Consider the following 17,069-nt stretch of genomic DNA (forward strand, 5'->3'; position numbering starts at 1 on the left):
TGCAGCCAGATCTGTTACAGCCTGGTTGCAATACCGCCATCCAGCGTATCAATGTCGTGACAATTGACCCGAGGCGCGTAGCCGGAGCGGCTAGCTGATTCGCACGCGTGGCTGGCGAAGGGGTTTGACCCAGTCGCCGCTGCCGGCGCGGCACTCAACGCGGGCATTGATCGTCTTCGCTCCGTCGCCGGTGAGGGAGTCAATCGGCCATGGGCCGGGGTCGAGCGCGACATCAAAGCTGCCGTCGCTGTTGACCGTCGCGCGTCCCAGCCGCTGATGACCGTCGACGGCCCGACAGGTGACCGTTGCGCCAGCCTGGGCAGCGGCCGGTTGTCCGTTGATGTTGGCGACGGCCGTCTGACCAGCTGGATACGAGAGCTCCAGTGTCAACAGCCGCGCGTCGAGCGAGCTTCCGCCGGATCCAGCGCGAGCGACGAGGACGAGGATGATAACGAGCGCGCCGGCAAACAGCCCGAGCGCCAACAGTAGCGGGCGAGATGCCCAGAATGGTGTGCTACCAGCTTCGGTGGTTGCTGGATCCGGTGTTGTCGGTTCGATCTGCGGGTCCACGACACTCCCTCGTTGCGCCGAGAGTGTGCCACGCCGCGGCCGGCCGGGGGATTGCTCCCCAGCCGGCCATCGCGTCCAGTTTGCCCCACAGAAATGTCTGTGTGTCGCTTACCCGCGCCGGACGCCTTACTCCTCGACGATGAAGACCGTTACCATCCCGAACATCCCGTGTGCCGACTCGGCGTGCGAGAGGATATGGCAGTGGAACGCCCAGGCGCCGACCTCGGTGGCGTCGACGATGACGTCGAAGCGCTGCCCGGGGGCGATGTTGAGCGTGTCGCAGTAGTAGGGCTGCGGCAGAACCCAGCCATCCTGGGCCACGACGAGCTGTGGCATGCCGTGCAGGTGCATCGGGTGAATCATCAGGCCTTCGTTCATATAGCGGATGAAGACCTTCTCACCCTTCTTCGCGGTGACCGGCTGGGTCGCCGGGAAGCTCTTGCCATTCAGCGTGAACCCGCCGATCGGGCCGTCGTTGAGGATGATCGTGTATTCGCGGTCGAACTCGCCGTACTTCTTGGGGTCCTTCGGCTCGATGATGAATGCGCCCAGGAGGCCCTTGGTCACCTGCTCGGCCGCGTTGTGGTGCGAGTGGTACATGTTCGAGCCGGTGTTGCCCGCGCGGAGCTGGAACTCGTAGACGAACTCGGCGCCCGGCTTGATCGGCGGCTGCGTAATGAATGGCACGCCGTCCATGTTGTTCGGGATTATCAGCCCGTGCCAGTGGACCGCCGTGCTCTCTGGTAGGTTATTGGTCACATGGACGCGGACCTTGTCTTCCTCGGTGACGCGGATCTCCGGGCCAGGGATGACGCCGTTGTAGGCGTAGCCATCGGCGTACTGCCCGGGCGCGTATTCCCATTTGACCGGGTCGCAAGTCAGACGGAAGACCTTGACATCCCCGTCCATCTCATGCTCGAGTGGCTGGCCGCCGAGTCCCTCGGTCGGGGCCGGAAACGACTTGATCCCGGCCTCGTGCATCGCATCCATGTCGTCGACGGTCGAGCCGTCGGCGACAGGCGTCGCTGCGCCGCTGGCCATATGATCGTCGTGGCCAGGATTGGTGGCGCCGCCCGGCGCGGACGAGGCGACGACCGGGATACCGTGGATAACTTCGCGGTCGGGATTGGCAGCGGCGCCGAAGACAGCGGCTGACGCCGCGCCGATTCCGGCCGCGCTGACGAGCCCAACGAAGTTGCGCCGCGTAATCCGGCTTGTCTCGTTCTTGATCGACATCGTGTGATTGCCCCCTTCGAGTGAAGCTGCGCCACTGATCTGTGGAACGCCTGTTATTTCGACTCTCGCCTGGGCGCGTTCCCCAGCCCGGGCGTGTCGAGATTCAGAATGTGCCGGCCAGGATGCCCCTGCTGGCGTCTTGACAACGCGACCGATCGCCGATCGGCGACAAGCGGCAGGATCCATCGGTCCAGACCGATACCGCCCGCGTAGCGCCAGGCGAGCACGAGGCCGATCGCCAGCAGCGCGACGATCGGATCCGCGCTCGCCAGCCCGGATGTCGCCGCCAATCCCAGCCCGGCAAGTGCCGATAGCCCGGTCAGAAGCCCGAGGAGGATCGCGATCCCGATGAGCGTCTGCCCAACCGTCAGGGTGGCGGCGAGCTGGTGCGCGCCGCCGACAGTGTCGCGGCCGGCGTCGAGCCAGTACCAGCCAACCCATATTCGGACGGCAAGCCAGAGCCACGGCGAGCGGACTGATGCTCGCAGTGCTGCGCTGGGTCGTGTCGTCAGGTTCGGAGTGATGCGCTGGATACTGGTTCTCAGGATGGTTTGCCGCACAATCGCGCTTCGTGGGCGCGCCTGATCGCGCGCACCTAATCGTGCAACCGCGCAGGTGGCGTATGACACGACCGGGTGGGTAGTTTTCTGTATGCGGGGCGGGGTAGGCCTGCCTATTCGACGGGGTAGGGAATCAGTTGCTATCGAGATCAGGCGGGGAGACGAGTTGATGACGCAGGGCATAAGCAACGACCTGTGCGCGATTCTCCAGGTGGAGCTTCGCCAGAATATTGCGCAGGTGGTATTTCACCGTGTTCTCGCTGATGACCAGTCGCTCCGCCAGCTCGCGATTCGACGTGATCCCCTGCACGAGCAGCTTCAGCACGTCGCGCTCACGATCGGTCAGTTGGGTCGATGGGCGTTCCGGGCGCGGAGTGTCTGGCTGGGCGAACTCGTCGAGTAGCTTACGAGCGAGGCCAGGGGTGAGGGCCGGCTCGCCGCGGATGACGCCGTCGAGCAGCTCAAAGAGTCGCTGCGCCTCGATGTCCTTCGGCAGGAACCCCTGTGCGCCGGACTTGATCGCTTCGAACAGGTCCGCATCGTCTTCGGACGCCGTCAGGACGACGACGCGAACGTCCGGCAGATCGGCGCTGATGATCCGCGTCGCTGCTAGCCCGCCGGCGTCCGGCATGGCGAGGTCCATCAGAACGATTTCGGGCTGCTCGCTCCGCGCTAGTTCGACTGCCTCGCGGCCGTTCTTCGCCTCGGCGACAACATCGATACCGCGCGCCTCCAGCAGGCTGCGCAGCCCATCCCGAAACAGCGCATGATCGTCGGCAATCAGAACTCTCATCGGCTCCTCCCGGCGCGCGTAGCGTCGAGAGGAAGTGTGCCATTGACGGGCCGGGAGGAGCGGCTGATTACGGCACTCGTTCGACGCTCAGCACCTCGACTTGCCATTGCACCTGACCGTCGGCCTCGGAGCGCCCGGTGATGGCCATCGGCGGTGTGATGTCGGTGCGGAAGGTCCAGGTCTCGACTTCGCGATAGGTGTCACCGTGCTCGCAGGCGGCTGGCTGGGGTATCGGTGGGTGGCCAGGCTCCTGTACGGCGCACTTCACCGCCGGGAACACTTGCCGATAGACGGCGATGCCCGTTGTTTCACCCATACTGGCAACGAAGTGCTTCTGCTGAAGTACTGTCGCGAATCCGGGATGCAGCCAGCGCTCCGGCACTTCGATTCCTCCGGTCACTGGCTCTTCGTAAACCGATGCCTGACCCGTGCTTGCATCGATGGTGTCCGCATGGTGCTCACGATAGGTCGAGTCGTCGAACTCCATCACCGTGCCTGTCAGAGCCGGGTCATCGCGGCTCTCCAGTATTTCCTTTCGCCAGTGCCTGGCGTCCTCGTAGTCGAGCCGGATAACTGTGTTGCCCATGCGGTAGGTCACCGAGAGGCGCGGCCAGTCGCCTCTGACGGCTGGCTCTGAGAGGAAGGCACTTCCCTGTGTATCAGTCGATGGCAGCGACGATCCACTGCCAGCGACGTATTGCGACATAACGATGGCCATAACAAGTACGCTTGCTACGAGCAGCACCAGTCCGGCGGCGATGTTCTGACCACGTCCAATGCGTCGACGACGTGACGGCTGCATCACGATACCTCCTCGTAGATGCGCAATGTGCTATCGGCTTCTCCGAGTTCGAAGAGCGGGCGAAGACTAGAAGTACCATATCCATGCGCCCGAGCCGGGAACATGCCAGTAGTATCCGCTTTCGTAGAATTGAGCGGCATTCCGGACTCGCCAAGCATCACCTGCCATCGAATTCGAGACGCAATCGCAGCGCCAATAATCATATGTATCGTTGTAGTACCACGATCCAGAACTTGTCCGGTCGTTGTACCATGTCGAATCACCGGGCCACTGATAGTCATCTGAGAAGTATGCGTAGCGCCATCTCTCTGCCCCACACGTGTAGTTGTTGAACTCATCAATCTGGCATCCTCGGCTGCCCTTGTACAGACGACCGTTGATCGTTCTGCTAGTTCCGCTCGGTGCAGAGTATGAGATGTAGGCGCAGTAATACTTCGTTTCGCAGTACGTCGACGTGTCCGTTGCTTTGGCCACCTGTGCTTGAGGCAGCAGTAGCCCAGCGGCGACGATGAGCAGACCAACGGCGATTCCGAGGAATCGTGAACCCATCTTCGACCTCCTGTTTCATGGGCACCATGAGCAGGGTGACGTCCTTGCAGGCATCCATGGTGTTCCTGCTCAGCCGGAGGACTGGACGAATGAATTGCTCTCGGTGTACCAGAATGCGATGCTAGACGCAAATCCGGTCTGTGACGTCCGTATCATCACCGCTTGAACGCACGCATCGATTCTTAGTGCTCGCCGCGCCGAACCGTCTCACCCCGTCTCGCCCCCATCGGCAGCTTCACCTCGACCGTCGTCCCCTCGCCGGCGTTCGTCTCGATCGTGAGAAGGCCGCCGACGGCTTCGGCGCGTTCGCGCATGGTGGTGAGGCCGAAGCGGGGGGTTGCGCCGCGGGCGCTTGCCACCGGGTCGAATCCCTGGCCATCGTCGGTGATGCGCGCCTCCACCCAGCCTGTGCCAAGGCCGAGCGCAACCGTCGCATGAGTCGCCCCGGCGTGCTTACGGACGTTGGCCAGCGCCTCCTGAATGATCCGCAGGAGCTGCAGCTCGCCGGTCTCGGGCAGCGACGCCTCGAATCGGTCGCTGGGGTCGATGACGAGTGCGACCCGGATGCCACTCTGCTGCTGCCATGTCTCCAGGTAGAGCCGGAGCGTCTCGACGAACGGTCGATCGGCGTCGCCCGTTGCTCGCAGGCCAAGGATGTGTTCGCGGACGTCGGCGTAGGCGTCGCGGGCGGCCTGCCCGAGTTGGCCAACCTGGACGGTGGCGCGCTCGATCTCGCCCGCGTCGAGTAAGGCCCCGGCAGCCTGTGCCTTCGTGTTCACATAACCAAGCACCTGAGCGACGCTGTCGTGAATCTCGCGGGCGATCCGCTCCCGCTCTTCGGCGACAGCCAGCTCGCGGACCTGATGGTGCAGCCGGGCGTTTTCGATCGCCAATGCCGCCTGGGTGGCGAAGCGAGCCAGTGTCTCCCCATCGGTCTGGTTGAACTCGAACGTCCCCACCTTTTCAGTCAGATAGAGGTTGCCGAGAACAACACCATGAGCAGCGATCGGCACAGCCAACCGGCTCTGAGCCGCAGGTTGGCCGTCCGGGTTATCCGTCGTGGCAGCATGGGCAGCCAGGTTGCCCAGAACGCTGCCGGCCGGCGGCCCGAGCGTCGAGTGCTGCTCCGGCTCCGTTCCCGAGGTCAGGAACTGCTCGATCACCCCCTGTTCGTCGAGGTACGAGAGCGCGCCATAGCGCGCGCCAACGAGCCCCCGCGCCTCATCCACCACGCCCTGGAGGACGCGATCGAGCCGCAGGTCGCCAGTGATATCGAGCCCGGCTTCGTGGAGCGCGAGTAATTCGCGGTTGGTCTGCTCCAGCCGCTCCTGCGTGCGGTCGATGACGTTGAAGATCGTCTCCGAAAAGAAGAGGACGCCGATCAGGATGACACCGGCCAGTAGCAGGTAGCCCGGCCAGCCGGAGAGCAGGTCGCGGAAGATCACCCGGCGGGCCAGCTCGATCGCAACGATGAACAGGATCGGTGCAACGATCGACACCCATTTGAGGCGCTGGAGAGTCATTGACGACGCAACCTCCGCTCGGCAACGTGCCCGACATCCGACCCGCAGCTTGAGTGTGCCACGCCAGTTCGGACGTACAATCTCCGGGCGCCCCGGCGCGTGCCGAGGCGAAGGGGGAGGGGTTACGGACGATGTCCGGCAGTTTCGCGCCGACGCTGCGAAGGCACCCGGCGCTGGTTCATCTATCGCTACTGGTGGTCGCGCTCTTCTGGGGCGTCACCTTCGTCGCCGTGAAGTACCTCGTCGAGCGTATCGGCCCGATCCACGTCCTGCTGCTGCGGGTCGGGTTCTCGTCAGCCTGTTTCGTCGTGCTGCTCGCGTTGACGCGATCGTCGGTGCCGTCGTTCCCGGCCAGCATCTGGCGACGGATGGCGCTGATCGCGTTCGCCGGAGTAGTCATCAATAATCTGGCGATCACCTATGGCCAGAGCTACATCTCGGCGGCGCTGGCCAGCCTGATCGTCACCAGCAACCCGATCTTCACGACGGTGATCAGCAGACTGCTGCTCGGCGAGGCGCTGACGCGGCGCAAGCTGGCCGGCATCGGGCTGGCGGCGACCGGCTTCCTCATCGTGCTGCTCTTCGGCGGGAGCGGGGCGAAGTTCTCGGTCGACAACATGATCGGCGTGCTGATCCTCGTCTGCGCGCCGTTCGGCTGGGCCTTCTACACGGTGCTCGCCAAGCCGCTGCTCGAGACGTATGAGCCACACGTGATTGCCGGCCTGACGACGATACTCGGCGCGTTGATGCTCTCGCCGCTCCTCGTGTTCAACCTCGACATCGCCGGCGACATCGCCTCCTTCGGCAGGACCGAATGGTTGGCCGCGCTCACGATGAGCGTGCTGGCGATCTTCGTCGCCTACATCCTCTGGTACCGCGGTCTTCGTGGGCTGCAGCCGACCCAGGTGGCGGTCTATATCTACCTGGTGCCCTTCTTCGGTGTCCTGTCCGCGTGGCTGTTGCTGGGTGAATCGATCACCCCCTGGCTGTTGCTGGGTGGCGGGACGATTCTTGCCGGGGTGATCGTCACCAATTCGCGTCGCCGGGTCCGATCGACATCGTTCGGTGAGTTTCCCGGCGAGACAGCCGCCGCCGCAAGCGATGGGCTTGCGGAGTATGATGCGCGGCGATAGATGAATCGATCGCGAACGGAGGAGTTGAGAATGGCCGAACGTCCTGCCTGGGAGGGCTATCTCTCGGAGCATCATGACGAGCATCTGGCGCAACTGTTCGAGCTGTTGCGCATCCCCAGCGTCAGCGCGCTACCGCAGCACGCGGGGGATGTTCGCGCTGCCGCCGAATGGGTGGCCGAAGCGCTCCGCGAGGTCGGAGTGCCAAAGGTCGAGATCATGCCGTCGAACGGCAATCCTGTCGTCTACGGTGAGTGGGTCGTCGATGCCAGCAAGCCGACTGCCCTGATCTACGGGCATTACGATGTCCAGCCTCCGGATCCGCTGGACTTGTGGGAGTCGCCGCCATTCGAGCCGACCGTGCGGAACGGCTTCGTCTACGCCCGTGGCGCGAGCGACGACAAGGGCAACCTGTTCCTGCCGATCAAGGCGCTGGAGGCGCTGGTCCAGACGCAGGGTGGGCAGCCGCCGATCAACCTGAAGTTCACGATCGAAGGTGAGGAGGAGATCGGCTCGCCGAACCTGCCGGCCTTCATTCGAGATCACGCCGATCTGCTGGCGTGCGATGTCGTCCTCTGCGCCGATGGCGGCCAGTGGGGACCGGACACGCCGTCGATCGCGACCGCTTCGAAGGGCATTTCAGCCTGCCAGGTGAATATCCGAACGGCCAACACCGATATGCACTCTGGCGGGTTCGGCGCGACGGTCGCGAACGCGGTCCAGGTCGCCGCCCAGATCGCCGCGTCGATGCATACGCCCGAGGGCAAGGTGGCGGTGCCGGGGTTCTACGACGACGTTCGGGATCTGACCGAACAGGAGAAGCGTGAGTTCGCAGAAGTGCCGTTCGACGAGGAGAAGTACAAGGCGGACCTCGATATCGACGCGCTCTGGGGCGAGCCCGGCTATACGCCGATCGAGCGCAACTGGGGCCGGCCGACGCTCGATCTGAACGGGTTCTGGGGCGGCTTCCAGGGTGAGGGGATCAAGACCGTCACCCCATGCGAAGCGCACTTCAAGATTACTTGCCGGCTGGTGGCGAACCAGGAGCCACAGAAGATCCTCGCCGCGATCCAGCAGCACGTCCAGAACGTCTGCCCGCCGGGCGCAAAGGCGGAGGTCGTCCCATTTCCCGGCTCGGCCCGCCCGTTCATGATCCGTCGCGATCACCCGGCGCTGGTAGCGGCCGAAGAAGTGCTCGGCGACCTCTACGATCGCGACCCATATGTCGTCCGCGTCGGCGGAACGCTGCCGGTCGCCGAGGTCTATCAGACCGCGCTGGGCGCCGACATGGTCTTCTATTCATTCGGCATGCCGGGCAGCCGCGTCCACGCGCCGAACGAGAGCTTCGGCATCCAGGAGTCGTTTGTCCAGGGCCGGCGCGCCTACTGCGCCTTGCTGAATCGGTTGGCGGAGGGATGAGGCGGGGCTGATCTCGACCTCACGCCTGTATCCCGAGTCTCACCCCATCACCCGCAGACGCGCGACGAAGACAGGCGGGATATCGGGGTAGCTGAGCCAGGAGAGCGGGCGTTCGGGGTTGGGCGGGGTGGTGAAGCTCGGCTCCTCGACTCCGTCCATGACCAGCCCGTGGCGAAACGCCACGCCGAGCAGCTCGCTGAGTGGGCGATGGAAATACCAGTGCGGGGCCGGTTCCCCAGGCATCCCGACCCCGCGCCCTGGTGGCAGCGTCAGGTAGCGCGAGATCTTCAGCGAGCTGGTTCGGCGTCCGTTTGCGTCCTCCTCGACGACCATTCGCACGTCATTCGAGTTGAAGCACGGGTGCTGGACGGCGAGGACGAAGCGTCCGCCCGGCCGCATCAGCCGCGGCACAGCGGCGAGTAGCGGGTCGATGTCCGGCATGTCCATCAACCCCATCAGGCAGGTGATGGCGTCGTAGCGTCCATCGCCGAGCGCGGCAAGTTGGCCGGGGTCTGTCGCGTCAACCTCACGAAGCTCGATCTGGCCTGCGATCTCCGGCAACGTCTCGATACGCTGGCGGGCGAGCGCGAGGAAACGCGCGCTGAAGTCGGTCGCTACGACCCGCGCGCCGAGTGTCGCCAATCGGCGGGCAAGCTGCCCGTTGCCGCAGGCGATATCGAGAACCAGCTCGCCCGGCCGGATATCCAGCAACCGCTCGACCGCCGGACCGACGAGCTCGCGGTGGAACAGGTTGCCCTCGCCCATCTGCGTGTCCCAGTAATCCGCCTTGGCATCCCAGATCTCGCGGGTCTCCTCGACCGGGACGACGATATCGGTCATCGTACGCGCTCCTTTGGTAACCGTAGAAAACCGGGCCGGCAGGATAGCATGTCGAGAAGACGCGACGCCCCCGACAAGCTGCCGGGGGCGTCGCTGGGCCTGGTGGGTATCGGCGCGGAGGCTACTTCTCTGCGTACCAGTTGGCGAGGTCGTAGACCGCCATCTCCCACGACGAGGGAGTGTGGCCCTTGATGCGGTTCGAGAAGCCGGACAGGCCGGCGCGGTGGACCAGGCCGATTCGGACAACCTCGTTGATGACCAGGTCGTTCATCGCGATGAACAGCTTGGCCTGCTTATCCGAATCCAGCTCCGTGGCCGCCTCGGCGTACAGCTTGTTGAAGTCCTCGTTGACCCAGCGATTGTAGTTGTTGCCGGACCAGTTGTTGGACTTCTGGGCGAGGTCGGTCGCCGGCTCGTTCGACTTGAACGCGGACATGTAGTCCAGCGGGAACGGGCTGGTCGGGCCGTTGGTAAACATCGAGATGTCGGCGTAGAAGTGAGCAACGGTGTCCGGGTTGCCGGCGTCGGACGAGAAGTAGACGCCCGCGTCGATCGCCTTCAGCTCGACTGCGACGCCGATCTGCTCCCACGACTGCTTGATGATCTCCTGGGTCTTCTGGCGGATCGGGCTGGTGGTCGTGATGAAGGTGAGCGACAGCTCCTTGCCGTTCATCTTGCGCGTCTTGCCATCCAGCTTGGCGCCGGCCTCGTCGAGAAGGGCGGCGGCCTTGGTCAGATCGTACTCGGTCGACGTGTTCGGCGAGTTGAACGGGGCCGGTGCGACGAGTGTGTTCGCCGTCGGCGAGCCGCCGTCACCGTAGAGCTGGCCGGCGATCGTGTCCTGGTCGGTCGCCATCCGCAGCGCGTCGCGGACCTTATCGTCAGAGAAGAACGGGTGCTTCGTGCTCGGCTCCGAGCGAGCGCCGTCGACCTCGGTGTTCGGGTCGGCGAAGTTCACCAGCAGCTGTTCGACGCTCAGGCCAGGGTTCACCTGCACCCTGCCGGTCGTCGCCGCGGTCTTCATCTGATCCAGGACCGACTTCTCGACTTGCAGGTTCCACGAGTAGTCGGTCTCGCCGGTCTGGAGGACCGCGCGAGCCGCGGCGACGGCATCGCCACCACCCTTGAGCTCGACGGTGCTGAAGAACGGCTTGTCCGCCTCGCGGTAATTCTCGTTGACCTCATAGAGGACCGTGTCGCCGGGTCGGAACTCCTTGACCTTGTAGGGGCCAGTGCCGACCGGGTTGAGGTTGAACGGAGCGTTGCGCGCCGCCGCGCCGAGGACATCCTTCAGCAGGTGCTGCGGCAGGACCGCGCCGTAGTAGGCGGCGGCGAACGGCGTGAACCACCCGGGATTCGGCTCTGCGAACTTCAGCGTCACCGTGTGGTCGTCGACAATCTCGACGTCGGAGATCAGGCTGTAGGTCGCGAACGTCGTCGATGCGACATCCGCGTTCGTCGCGAACTGCCAGGTGAACTTGACGTCCTCGGCAGTGAACGGCTCGCCGTCTGACCAGGTGACGCCCTGCTTCAGCTTATACGTGACGCTCTTGCCGTCGGCCGCGATGCCGCCGTTCTCGAGCGTCGGAACCTCGGCAGCCAGGCATGCCTGCGGCTTGCCCTCCATGTCGAGGTTGATCAGCGGCTCGAGGATGAGGCGGGAGGCGAGGCCGTCCTTGTCACCCTGCGAGAAATGGTTGTTGAGGATTGTCGGCGCCTGCCAGACGAGCAATCGCAGCCGATCGCCAGCGCCACGCCCGTGGCCGGCCGTCTCGCCACCACCGGAGGTCGAGCCCTCGGGGGTCGACTCTGTCCCGGCCGGGGTGCCCGCCGACTCGGCGGTCGTCGCGGTTGCGGACGTCCCACCGGTCGTGCCAGATTCCTTCGTTGCGGGAACCGAGGTCGCCTTATCGTCGCTTCCGCAGGCGGCCAGCAGGCCGGCAATCACCGGGGCGCTCAGCCCGAGCGCCGCGCCACGCTTGAGGATTTGCCGGCGGTCCATACGGCCGGCGAGGACGTCGTGCTGTAGTGACACGAGATCCTCTCGAAGATCCGTCATTCGGTGTGTCTCCTGACTTACCCCTCTTGGCCCGAGCGATCCCGAGCCGCGCAGATCCGACCGGCCTGGCTATGGCCGGGGGTCCGCCACAGAGGGTAGCCGACCGAGAGCAGGAGCGCAACCGCTTATACAGATATCATCATCAGTGCGTAGCCCGACCGGCGCTGGCGATCGACTGGTCCAGCATCCTCCGGTAGACGTCCAGGCAGGCGTCTCCGGCGCAGGGGGCCGGCCGGATCGCGCGCGGGCGGAACCCGTGCTCCTCGTCGAGATCGACCTCCGGCAGGCCGGGGTTGCTGATCTGCGTGCCGTCGGGCAGCACGAAGGTCGGGCTGCCATCGACCTTCACCGTTTCCCACCCGGCGCGGGCCTCGGCGACGACCTGCTGCTTCGCCACGCCGGAGTCGAAATCGACGGTGAAGCGCTCGACGTCCAGCCCCGCCTCGCCGGCCAGCTCGATCAGCACGTGGCGCATCGAGACGCAGCGGCTCTCGCCGAAGAAGGCGACGCGGATGCGCCAGTCGAGCTCGTCGGCCAGCGCCAGGCTCTGCCGCTCCGCGCACTTCACCGCCTCGAAGGCCGGCCACATCGTCACCGGCCAGGCGCTGTCCGGCGCGGCCCACGGCTGCCAGGGGATGTCCGGCTCCTCGAGCATCAGGATCGGCAGCTCCATGTCGAGCACCCGCTTCGGCGTCGTCTCGCGGTTGACGTACTCCAGCGCCAGCGAGCGATGCGCGACCTCGACCCGCCCGGCGTACTCCTCGCGCAGCTTCCTCAGCCGGTACGCCGCGAGGTAGGCATAGGGGCAGTACAGATCGGCGTACATCTCGATCGTCGTGGCGGTAGACATGGCAGGCGCTCCTTCTCAACTCGTGGTTGAGAGTACCACCGCTTCCGCCTGCGCGAGTCGCTTCGTCATCCGCTGCTCGGTGTCGCCCCCCGACAGCAGCATCACGACGTACTGGTTCAGGCTCACCCCCTCGCGCCCAGCCGACTCGGCCAGCCGCCGGTGCAGCGAGCGCGGCAGGCGCACGACGAACTTGCCGCTGTACTCCTCGGGGTAGGAGGGCAGGGGGATATCGATACCGTGCTCGTAGGCCGCTTCGATCCAGAGCGACCGCGCCCCTTCGGCCATCGGCGCAACATCATCGAGCGAATCCGCTTGCGTCAGGCAGCCCTTGAGGTCTGGGAACTCAATGACGTACCCGCCATCGGGGTCGGCAAGAACGTTGAACGGATACTCCAAGTGGAGATACTCATCGAGCGTCAAGCGTGTTGAGGTGTTCATGGTCAATCACCCAGGTCTAGTAGCCCATGCATCCTCGGAACCAGCTTTTCGTCCCACGATGTTTCGCCATCGCTATAGTACTAGAGACGATATCAGTTCACTAGCTGTTGCGAGAGTTCGTGGGTGGGCACGGCGCCCATGGTCAGCTGACAGCCCCGCCCGACCCCTCGAACAACGCCGCGACCGGGACGCGGATTGGCAGCGTGGGCGACACCAGCTCGACGTCAGCCGTGAACTGGCGCACCTCGGTGTAGTCGGACAGGCTGGCGTCCGGGTGAGAGCAGACGAGGACATCGCGCTGGCTTGGGCGGACAATCCAGTATTCGGGGACGCCGGCCCGGGCGTAGGCGGCGCGCTTGACAACGGTGTCCATCTCCGGGTTGCTGGGCGATAGCACCTCGGCGATCAGGTCGGGCACACCACGGATACGGCCGTCCCCGGCGATGATCGACGCGCGTTCTCGGCGAATCAGCAGGAAGTCGGGCTGAACAGGATCGGCGCCCGGCATGATGACGCCGACCGGCGCCATGACACCGTCAGCAATACCACGTGTTTCCAGCGGTAGTGCGACGTGCTGGTGCAACCGACCAACGGTGCGTTGATGCCAGTAGCTCGGCGCAGTGGACATGTACAGCACCCCGTCAATAACTTCGTAGCGATTGCCGTCGTCCGGCAGTCGCTCCCACCGCTCGTAGCACCACGAAGCGTCGCGGGATTGGAGCAACAGGTCGATCTCACTGACGGTCATGTTGGCGCGCTCCTCTCCGGGTATCGTGTCGAACTCCGTCTACCCCTCGCGCCCGTCGAGCATGGCGAAGGCTGCGCTGGCGATGTGCTCGGCGTCGATGCCGTAGTGGCGGTAGAGGTCGGGGCGCGAGCCGGACTGGCCAAACTCGTCGACGCCGAGGGCGATCGATGGCGCGCCGTAGACGCTGCCGAGCCAGGAGAGCGCGTGCGACGCGCCGTCGAGCACGGTGACGATCGGCGCGTGCCGCTCGGCCGGCGGGATCAGCGTGTCGAAGTGGATCGGCTCGCGCTTGCCGCCGTTGGCCATCGACTGGCGCTGGCGCTTCTGCCAACCGTCGAACACCTTCTGCGGCGAGGTGAGGGCGATCACGTTCGCCGCGACACCTTCGTCGTGGAGCTGCCGGGCCGCGGCAATCGCCTCCGGCAGCATGATCCCGGCGCTGACAATCTGGACGGTGTCGGCCGGGTTGGTCTCCGGCGCGTCGAGCGTGGCGTCGATAATCCGGTAGCCGCCGGCCAGCACCTGGCGGCGCAACTCATCCTGGCCGAACCGGTCGAGCGACGGCTGGAACAGCGTCTGGTCGACATCCGCGGTCGAGAGGCGCAGGTAGGTCGAGATGCCATGCTCGCGATCGCAGATCTGGCGCAACCCCTCCAGCAGGATCCACTCCATGTCCTGGGCGAAGGTCGGCTCGTAGTACATGACGTTCGGCAGCTCCATGCCGATCGACGGCGTGATCGTCGACTGGTGGTTGCCGCCCTCTGGCGCCAGCGAGATGCCGGACGGCGTTCCCGCGACGATGAACTTCGACTTGCTGTAGACGCCATAGATGAAGGCGTCCAGCCCGCGACAGACGAACGGGTCGTAGACGGTGCCGATCGGGAAGAGTAGCTGGCCGCTCAACTCGTGCGACAGGCCGAACATCGACAGCCACATGAACAGGTTCATCTCGGAGATGCCCAGCTCGATGTGCTGGCCGCTCGGCTTCGGCTCCCAGCGCAGCAGCTTCGGTCCCTCGTCGTAGACCGGCGCTGCCCGCGACGCGAAGACGCCGAGCTTGTTGATCCAGCCGCCGAGATTGGTCGAGACGGCGACGTCGGGCGAGGCGGTGACGATGCGCTTGCCGACCTCCGGGATATCGGCAAGCTGGGTGAGCAGCCGGCCGAGCGCCTCCTGGGTCGAGGTCGCCTTCGTCCGGTTGTGCCCGATATGCGCCGGGATCCGCTCGGCCCGCACCGGCGGGGCCGGCACGGTGTCGCCCGCGTACAGCTGCTCCCACGACGCGGCGCAGAGCTGCCCCTCGGCCGAAGCGGGGTCGAACCGCGACCACGCCTCATCGGCCGGGATGCCGAGTGCCTCGCGCAGTGGCTCGAGCTGGTTGGGATTGAGCAGCGCCGAGTGGTTCAGCGCCTCGCCGGCGAACGGGAGATTCCAGCCCTTGATCGTGTAGGCGAACAGCACGGTCGGCCGGTCGCCCGGCGCCAGCGCTTCCTCGATCGCGCCGACGAGATCGCCCAGGTCGTGGCCGCCGAGATTGGCCAGCAGGCCGGGCAGCTCGGCGTCCGGCACATCCTTGATGACGCGGGCGATATCGGCGTTGTCGACGCCGCCGCGGCGGATCAGCCGCGGACGCAGCGTCTCCCCCGGCAGCCGGATGAGGATCTGGTACTCCTCGTTGTCCATGTCGTCGATCGCCTGACGCAGCGCCTCGCCGCCGGGTCGGGCGAACGCCTCGCGCAGATGATGGCCGTACTTCGTCTCGATCACCCGCCAGCCAGCGTTGGCGAACAGGTGCTTCAGCCGGGTGGCCCGGATTCCGGGAATGACGCGGTCGAGCGACTGGCGGTTGAGATCGATGATCCACAGCACGTTGCCGACCCAGGCCAGCGACTCCTCGATCAGCGCCTCCCAGATGTTGCCCTCGTCCAGCTCGGCGTCGCCGACCAGGGCGATGAAGCGATTGGAGGTCACCTCGCCGAAGTGCTCGTGGGCGTAGCGGTGCGCCAGCGCGGCGAACAGCGGTGCGACCGCGCCGAGGCCGACCGAGCCGGTCGAGAAGTCGACCGGGTCCGGGTCTTTCGTCCGGCTGGGGTACGACTGCAGCCCCTTGTACTCGCGGAGCGTCGTCAGGTATCCGGGGTCGAGCTGGCCGAGCAGGTACTGGATGGAATGGTAGGCCGGCGATGCGTGCGGCTTGATCGAGACACGGTCGCCCTGCTTCAGCGAGTGGAAATAGAGCGCGGTGAGGATCGAGACGACCGAGGCGGAGGAAGCCTGGTGGCCGCCGACCTTGAGGCCGTCGACGTTGGGCCGGACGTGGTTGGCGTGGTTGATGATCTGGGTCGAGAGCCAGAGGATGCGTTTCTGGATCGTGTCGAGAACAGCCAGCTGCTCCTGTGAGAGCGGGCGCTCATCACCGAGCAGCTGGCTAATATCGATGATCTCCGTGGCGTGTGCCATCCCCTGTGCCATGCCGGTCTCCTTTTATGTGAGGCGGGTCGAGATTTCTAGCGGCCATCCATAACAGATTGTCCGCTATCGGCACGACACGGACAACCGCTCGGTAGTGTGATTGTGACGGGAAGTCATGTCTTCCCTCTCGGTTGCTACGGTGGGTTCCAGAGCCGCTTGAAGAAAGAAGAGGGAGGAATCCCATGAAGCGACTGGTGTCGTTGATTCTCGTCTTGTTGGTTGCCCTGTCGCTTGTCGCCTGCGAGTCGACAACCGAGGGGACGGCGGGTTCGGGTTCGGGCTCGGGCACGCCCGCCGCGGAGGCTGCAGCGACGAAGACGCCAAAGCCGGCCAAGGCGACGAAGACTCCGAAGCCGGCCAAGGCGACCGAGACCCCGAAGGCGACGGCGACGCCAAAGCCGCCGACGGCAACCCCTGAGCCGCCAACCCCGACGCCGATCCCGCCGACACCGACGCCGCTGCCCGAACCGAAGGCGTACTCGGGGTCCGGGTCTGACGTGGTTGCGATCGAGAAGCCGGGCGGTCTCGATGCCGTCGTTATCGTCCATGTCGTCGGCAATGCCGAATCAAGCTACTTCGGTGTTACCGGTTTCGATGAGGCGGGGAAGCAGACCGACCTCCTTGTGAACACGACCGATCCATACGATGGCATCACGCTGCTCGACGCGCGGAAGGGTCAAACGACGACCCGGCTGCAGGTCGAAGCGCAGGGTGACTGGACGATCGAGGTCCGGCCACTGGCAATGGCACGCGCTGCGGCGGTCCCAGGAACGACATCTGGCGCCGGTGACGACGTCCTGCTTCTCGATGGCGAGCCCGATACTGCGCACATCGTTGGGAACGCCGAAGGACGGTATTTCGGTGTGATTGGCCACGGGAAGCGTTACGACCTGCTCGTCAATACGACGGACCCGTATGACGGTCGCGTCATCGTCAACCGCGACACCGTCGTCATCGAGGTGAAGGCAACCGGGGAGTGGGAGGTGACGTTCGAGTAGCGGCGCGCGGTTAGCCGACCGTCACGGTGGCCGGGTTTCTCGGCCACCGCTCTTTCGCGCGGTGCGAGACACCATGAAGAGG

Annotated in this window: 15 protein-coding genes; 3 read left to right on the forward strand and 12 right to left on the reverse strand. The window is 65.1% G+C overall.

Features of this window, described 5'->3' with window-relative positions; translation table 11 throughout:
- Positions 1-90: 90 nt before the first annotated feature.
- From V9F06_02685 to V9F06_02710, 6 genes are all read right to left on the reverse strand, one after another.
- Positions 91-570 (reverse strand): hypothetical protein, encoded by a 480-nt coding sequence (locus tag V9F06_02685; protein ID MEI2616534.1) that lies wholly within the window; start codon positions 568-570, stop codon positions 91-93.
- A 126-nt stretch (positions 571-696) separates the two neighbouring features.
- Positions 697-1,806 carry a copper oxidase gene (locus V9F06_02690; GenBank protein ID MEI2616535.1) on the reverse strand — a complete coding sequence of 370 codons (1,110 nt, stop codon included), beginning with the start codon at positions 1,804-1,806 and terminating at the stop codon, positions 697-699.
- Positions 1,807-1,859: 53 nt separating this feature from the next.
- Entirely contained in the window at positions 1,860-2,366 is a 507-nt protein-coding gene (locus V9F06_02695) for a hypothetical protein (GenBank protein ID MEI2616536.1), read from the reverse strand.
- Positions 2,367-2,499: 133 nt separating this feature from the next.
- A complete protein-coding gene (locus V9F06_02700) occupies positions 2,500-3,159 on the reverse strand; it encodes a response regulator transcription factor (protein MEI2616537.1) in 660 nt (219 codons plus the stop codon).
- A gap of 67 nt (positions 3,160-3,226) precedes the next feature.
- Positions 3,227-3,964, reverse strand: coding sequence for a hypothetical protein (locus V9F06_02705; protein ID MEI2616538.1), 738 nt, complete (start codon positions 3,962-3,964; stop codon positions 3,227-3,229).
- 728 nt (positions 3,965-4,692) lie between these two features.
- Positions 4,693-6,033 (reverse strand): GAF domain-containing sensor histidine kinase, encoded by a 1,341-nt coding sequence (locus tag V9F06_02710; protein ID MEI2616539.1) that lies wholly within the window; start codon positions 6,031-6,033, stop codon positions 4,693-4,695.
- A 131-nt stretch (positions 6,034-6,164) separates the two neighbouring features.
- Here V9F06_02710 and V9F06_02715 point away from each other — a divergent pair, with 131 nt between their 5' ends.
- Positions 6,165-7,166 (forward strand): DMT family transporter, encoded by a 1,002-nt coding sequence (locus tag V9F06_02715; GenBank protein MEI2616540.1) that lies wholly within the window; start codon positions 6,165-6,167, stop codon positions 7,164-7,166.
- Positions 7,167-7,196: 30 nt separating this feature from the next.
- Positions 7,197-8,582 carry a dipeptidase gene (locus V9F06_02720; GenBank protein MEI2616541.1) on the forward strand — a complete coding sequence of 462 codons (1,386 nt, stop codon included), beginning with the start codon at positions 7,197-7,199 and terminating at the stop codon, positions 8,580-8,582.
- Between the two features lie 39 nt (positions 8,583-8,621).
- Here the strand turns inward: V9F06_02720 and V9F06_02725 are convergent, their stop codons facing one another.
- The 6 genes from V9F06_02725 to V9F06_02750 form a co-directional block, all read right to left on the reverse strand.
- The gene (locus tag V9F06_02725) at positions 8,622-9,422 is read right to left on the reverse strand and encodes a class I SAM-dependent methyltransferase (GenBank protein MEI2616542.1); all 801 of its coding nucleotides are present in this window, start codon (positions 9,420-9,422) and stop codon (positions 8,622-8,624) included.
- A 121-nt stretch (positions 9,423-9,543) separates the two neighbouring features.
- Positions 9,544-11,481 (reverse strand): peptide ABC transporter substrate-binding protein, encoded by a 1,938-nt coding sequence (locus tag V9F06_02730; protein ID MEI2616543.1) that lies wholly within the window; start codon positions 11,479-11,481, stop codon positions 9,544-9,546.
- A 142-nt stretch (positions 11,482-11,623) separates the two neighbouring features.
- On the reverse strand, positions 11,624-12,331 hold the full coding sequence (locus V9F06_02735; protein MEI2616544.1) for a DsbA family protein: 708 nt from the start codon (positions 12,329-12,331) through the stop codon (positions 11,624-11,626).
- Between the two features lie 15 nt (positions 12,332-12,346).
- Positions 12,347-12,769: a type II toxin-antitoxin system HicB family antitoxin gene (locus V9F06_02740; protein ID MEI2616545.1), complete on the reverse strand. Its 423-nt coding sequence runs from the start codon at positions 12,767-12,769 to the stop codon at positions 12,347-12,349.
- A gap of 142 nt (positions 12,770-12,911) precedes the next feature.
- Positions 12,912-13,517 (reverse strand): Uma2 family endonuclease, encoded by a 606-nt coding sequence (locus V9F06_02745; GenBank protein ID MEI2616546.1) that lies wholly within the window; start codon positions 13,515-13,517, stop codon positions 12,912-12,914.
- A 39-nt stretch (positions 13,518-13,556) separates the two neighbouring features.
- The gene (locus V9F06_02750) at positions 13,557-15,989 is read right to left on the reverse strand and encodes a 1-deoxy-D-xylulose-5-phosphate synthase N-terminal domain-containing protein (GenBank protein ID MEI2616547.1); all 2,433 of its coding nucleotides are present in this window, start codon (positions 15,987-15,989) and stop codon (positions 13,557-13,559) included.
- A gap of 182 nt (positions 15,990-16,171) precedes the next feature.
- On the opposite strand from V9F06_02750, the gene V9F06_02755 reads away from it, so the two are divergent.
- The gene (locus V9F06_02755; GenBank protein MEI2616548.1) at positions 16,172-16,987 is read left to right on the forward strand and encodes a hypothetical protein; all 816 of its coding nucleotides are present in this window, start codon (positions 16,172-16,174) and stop codon (positions 16,985-16,987) included.
- The last annotated feature ends 82 nt before the right edge of the window (positions 16,988-17,069 follow it).

The sequence above is a fragment of the Thermomicrobiales bacterium genome, assembly GCA_037045155.1.
GTDB lineage: Bacteria > Chloroflexota > Chloroflexia > Thermomicrobiales > CFX8 > JAMLIA01.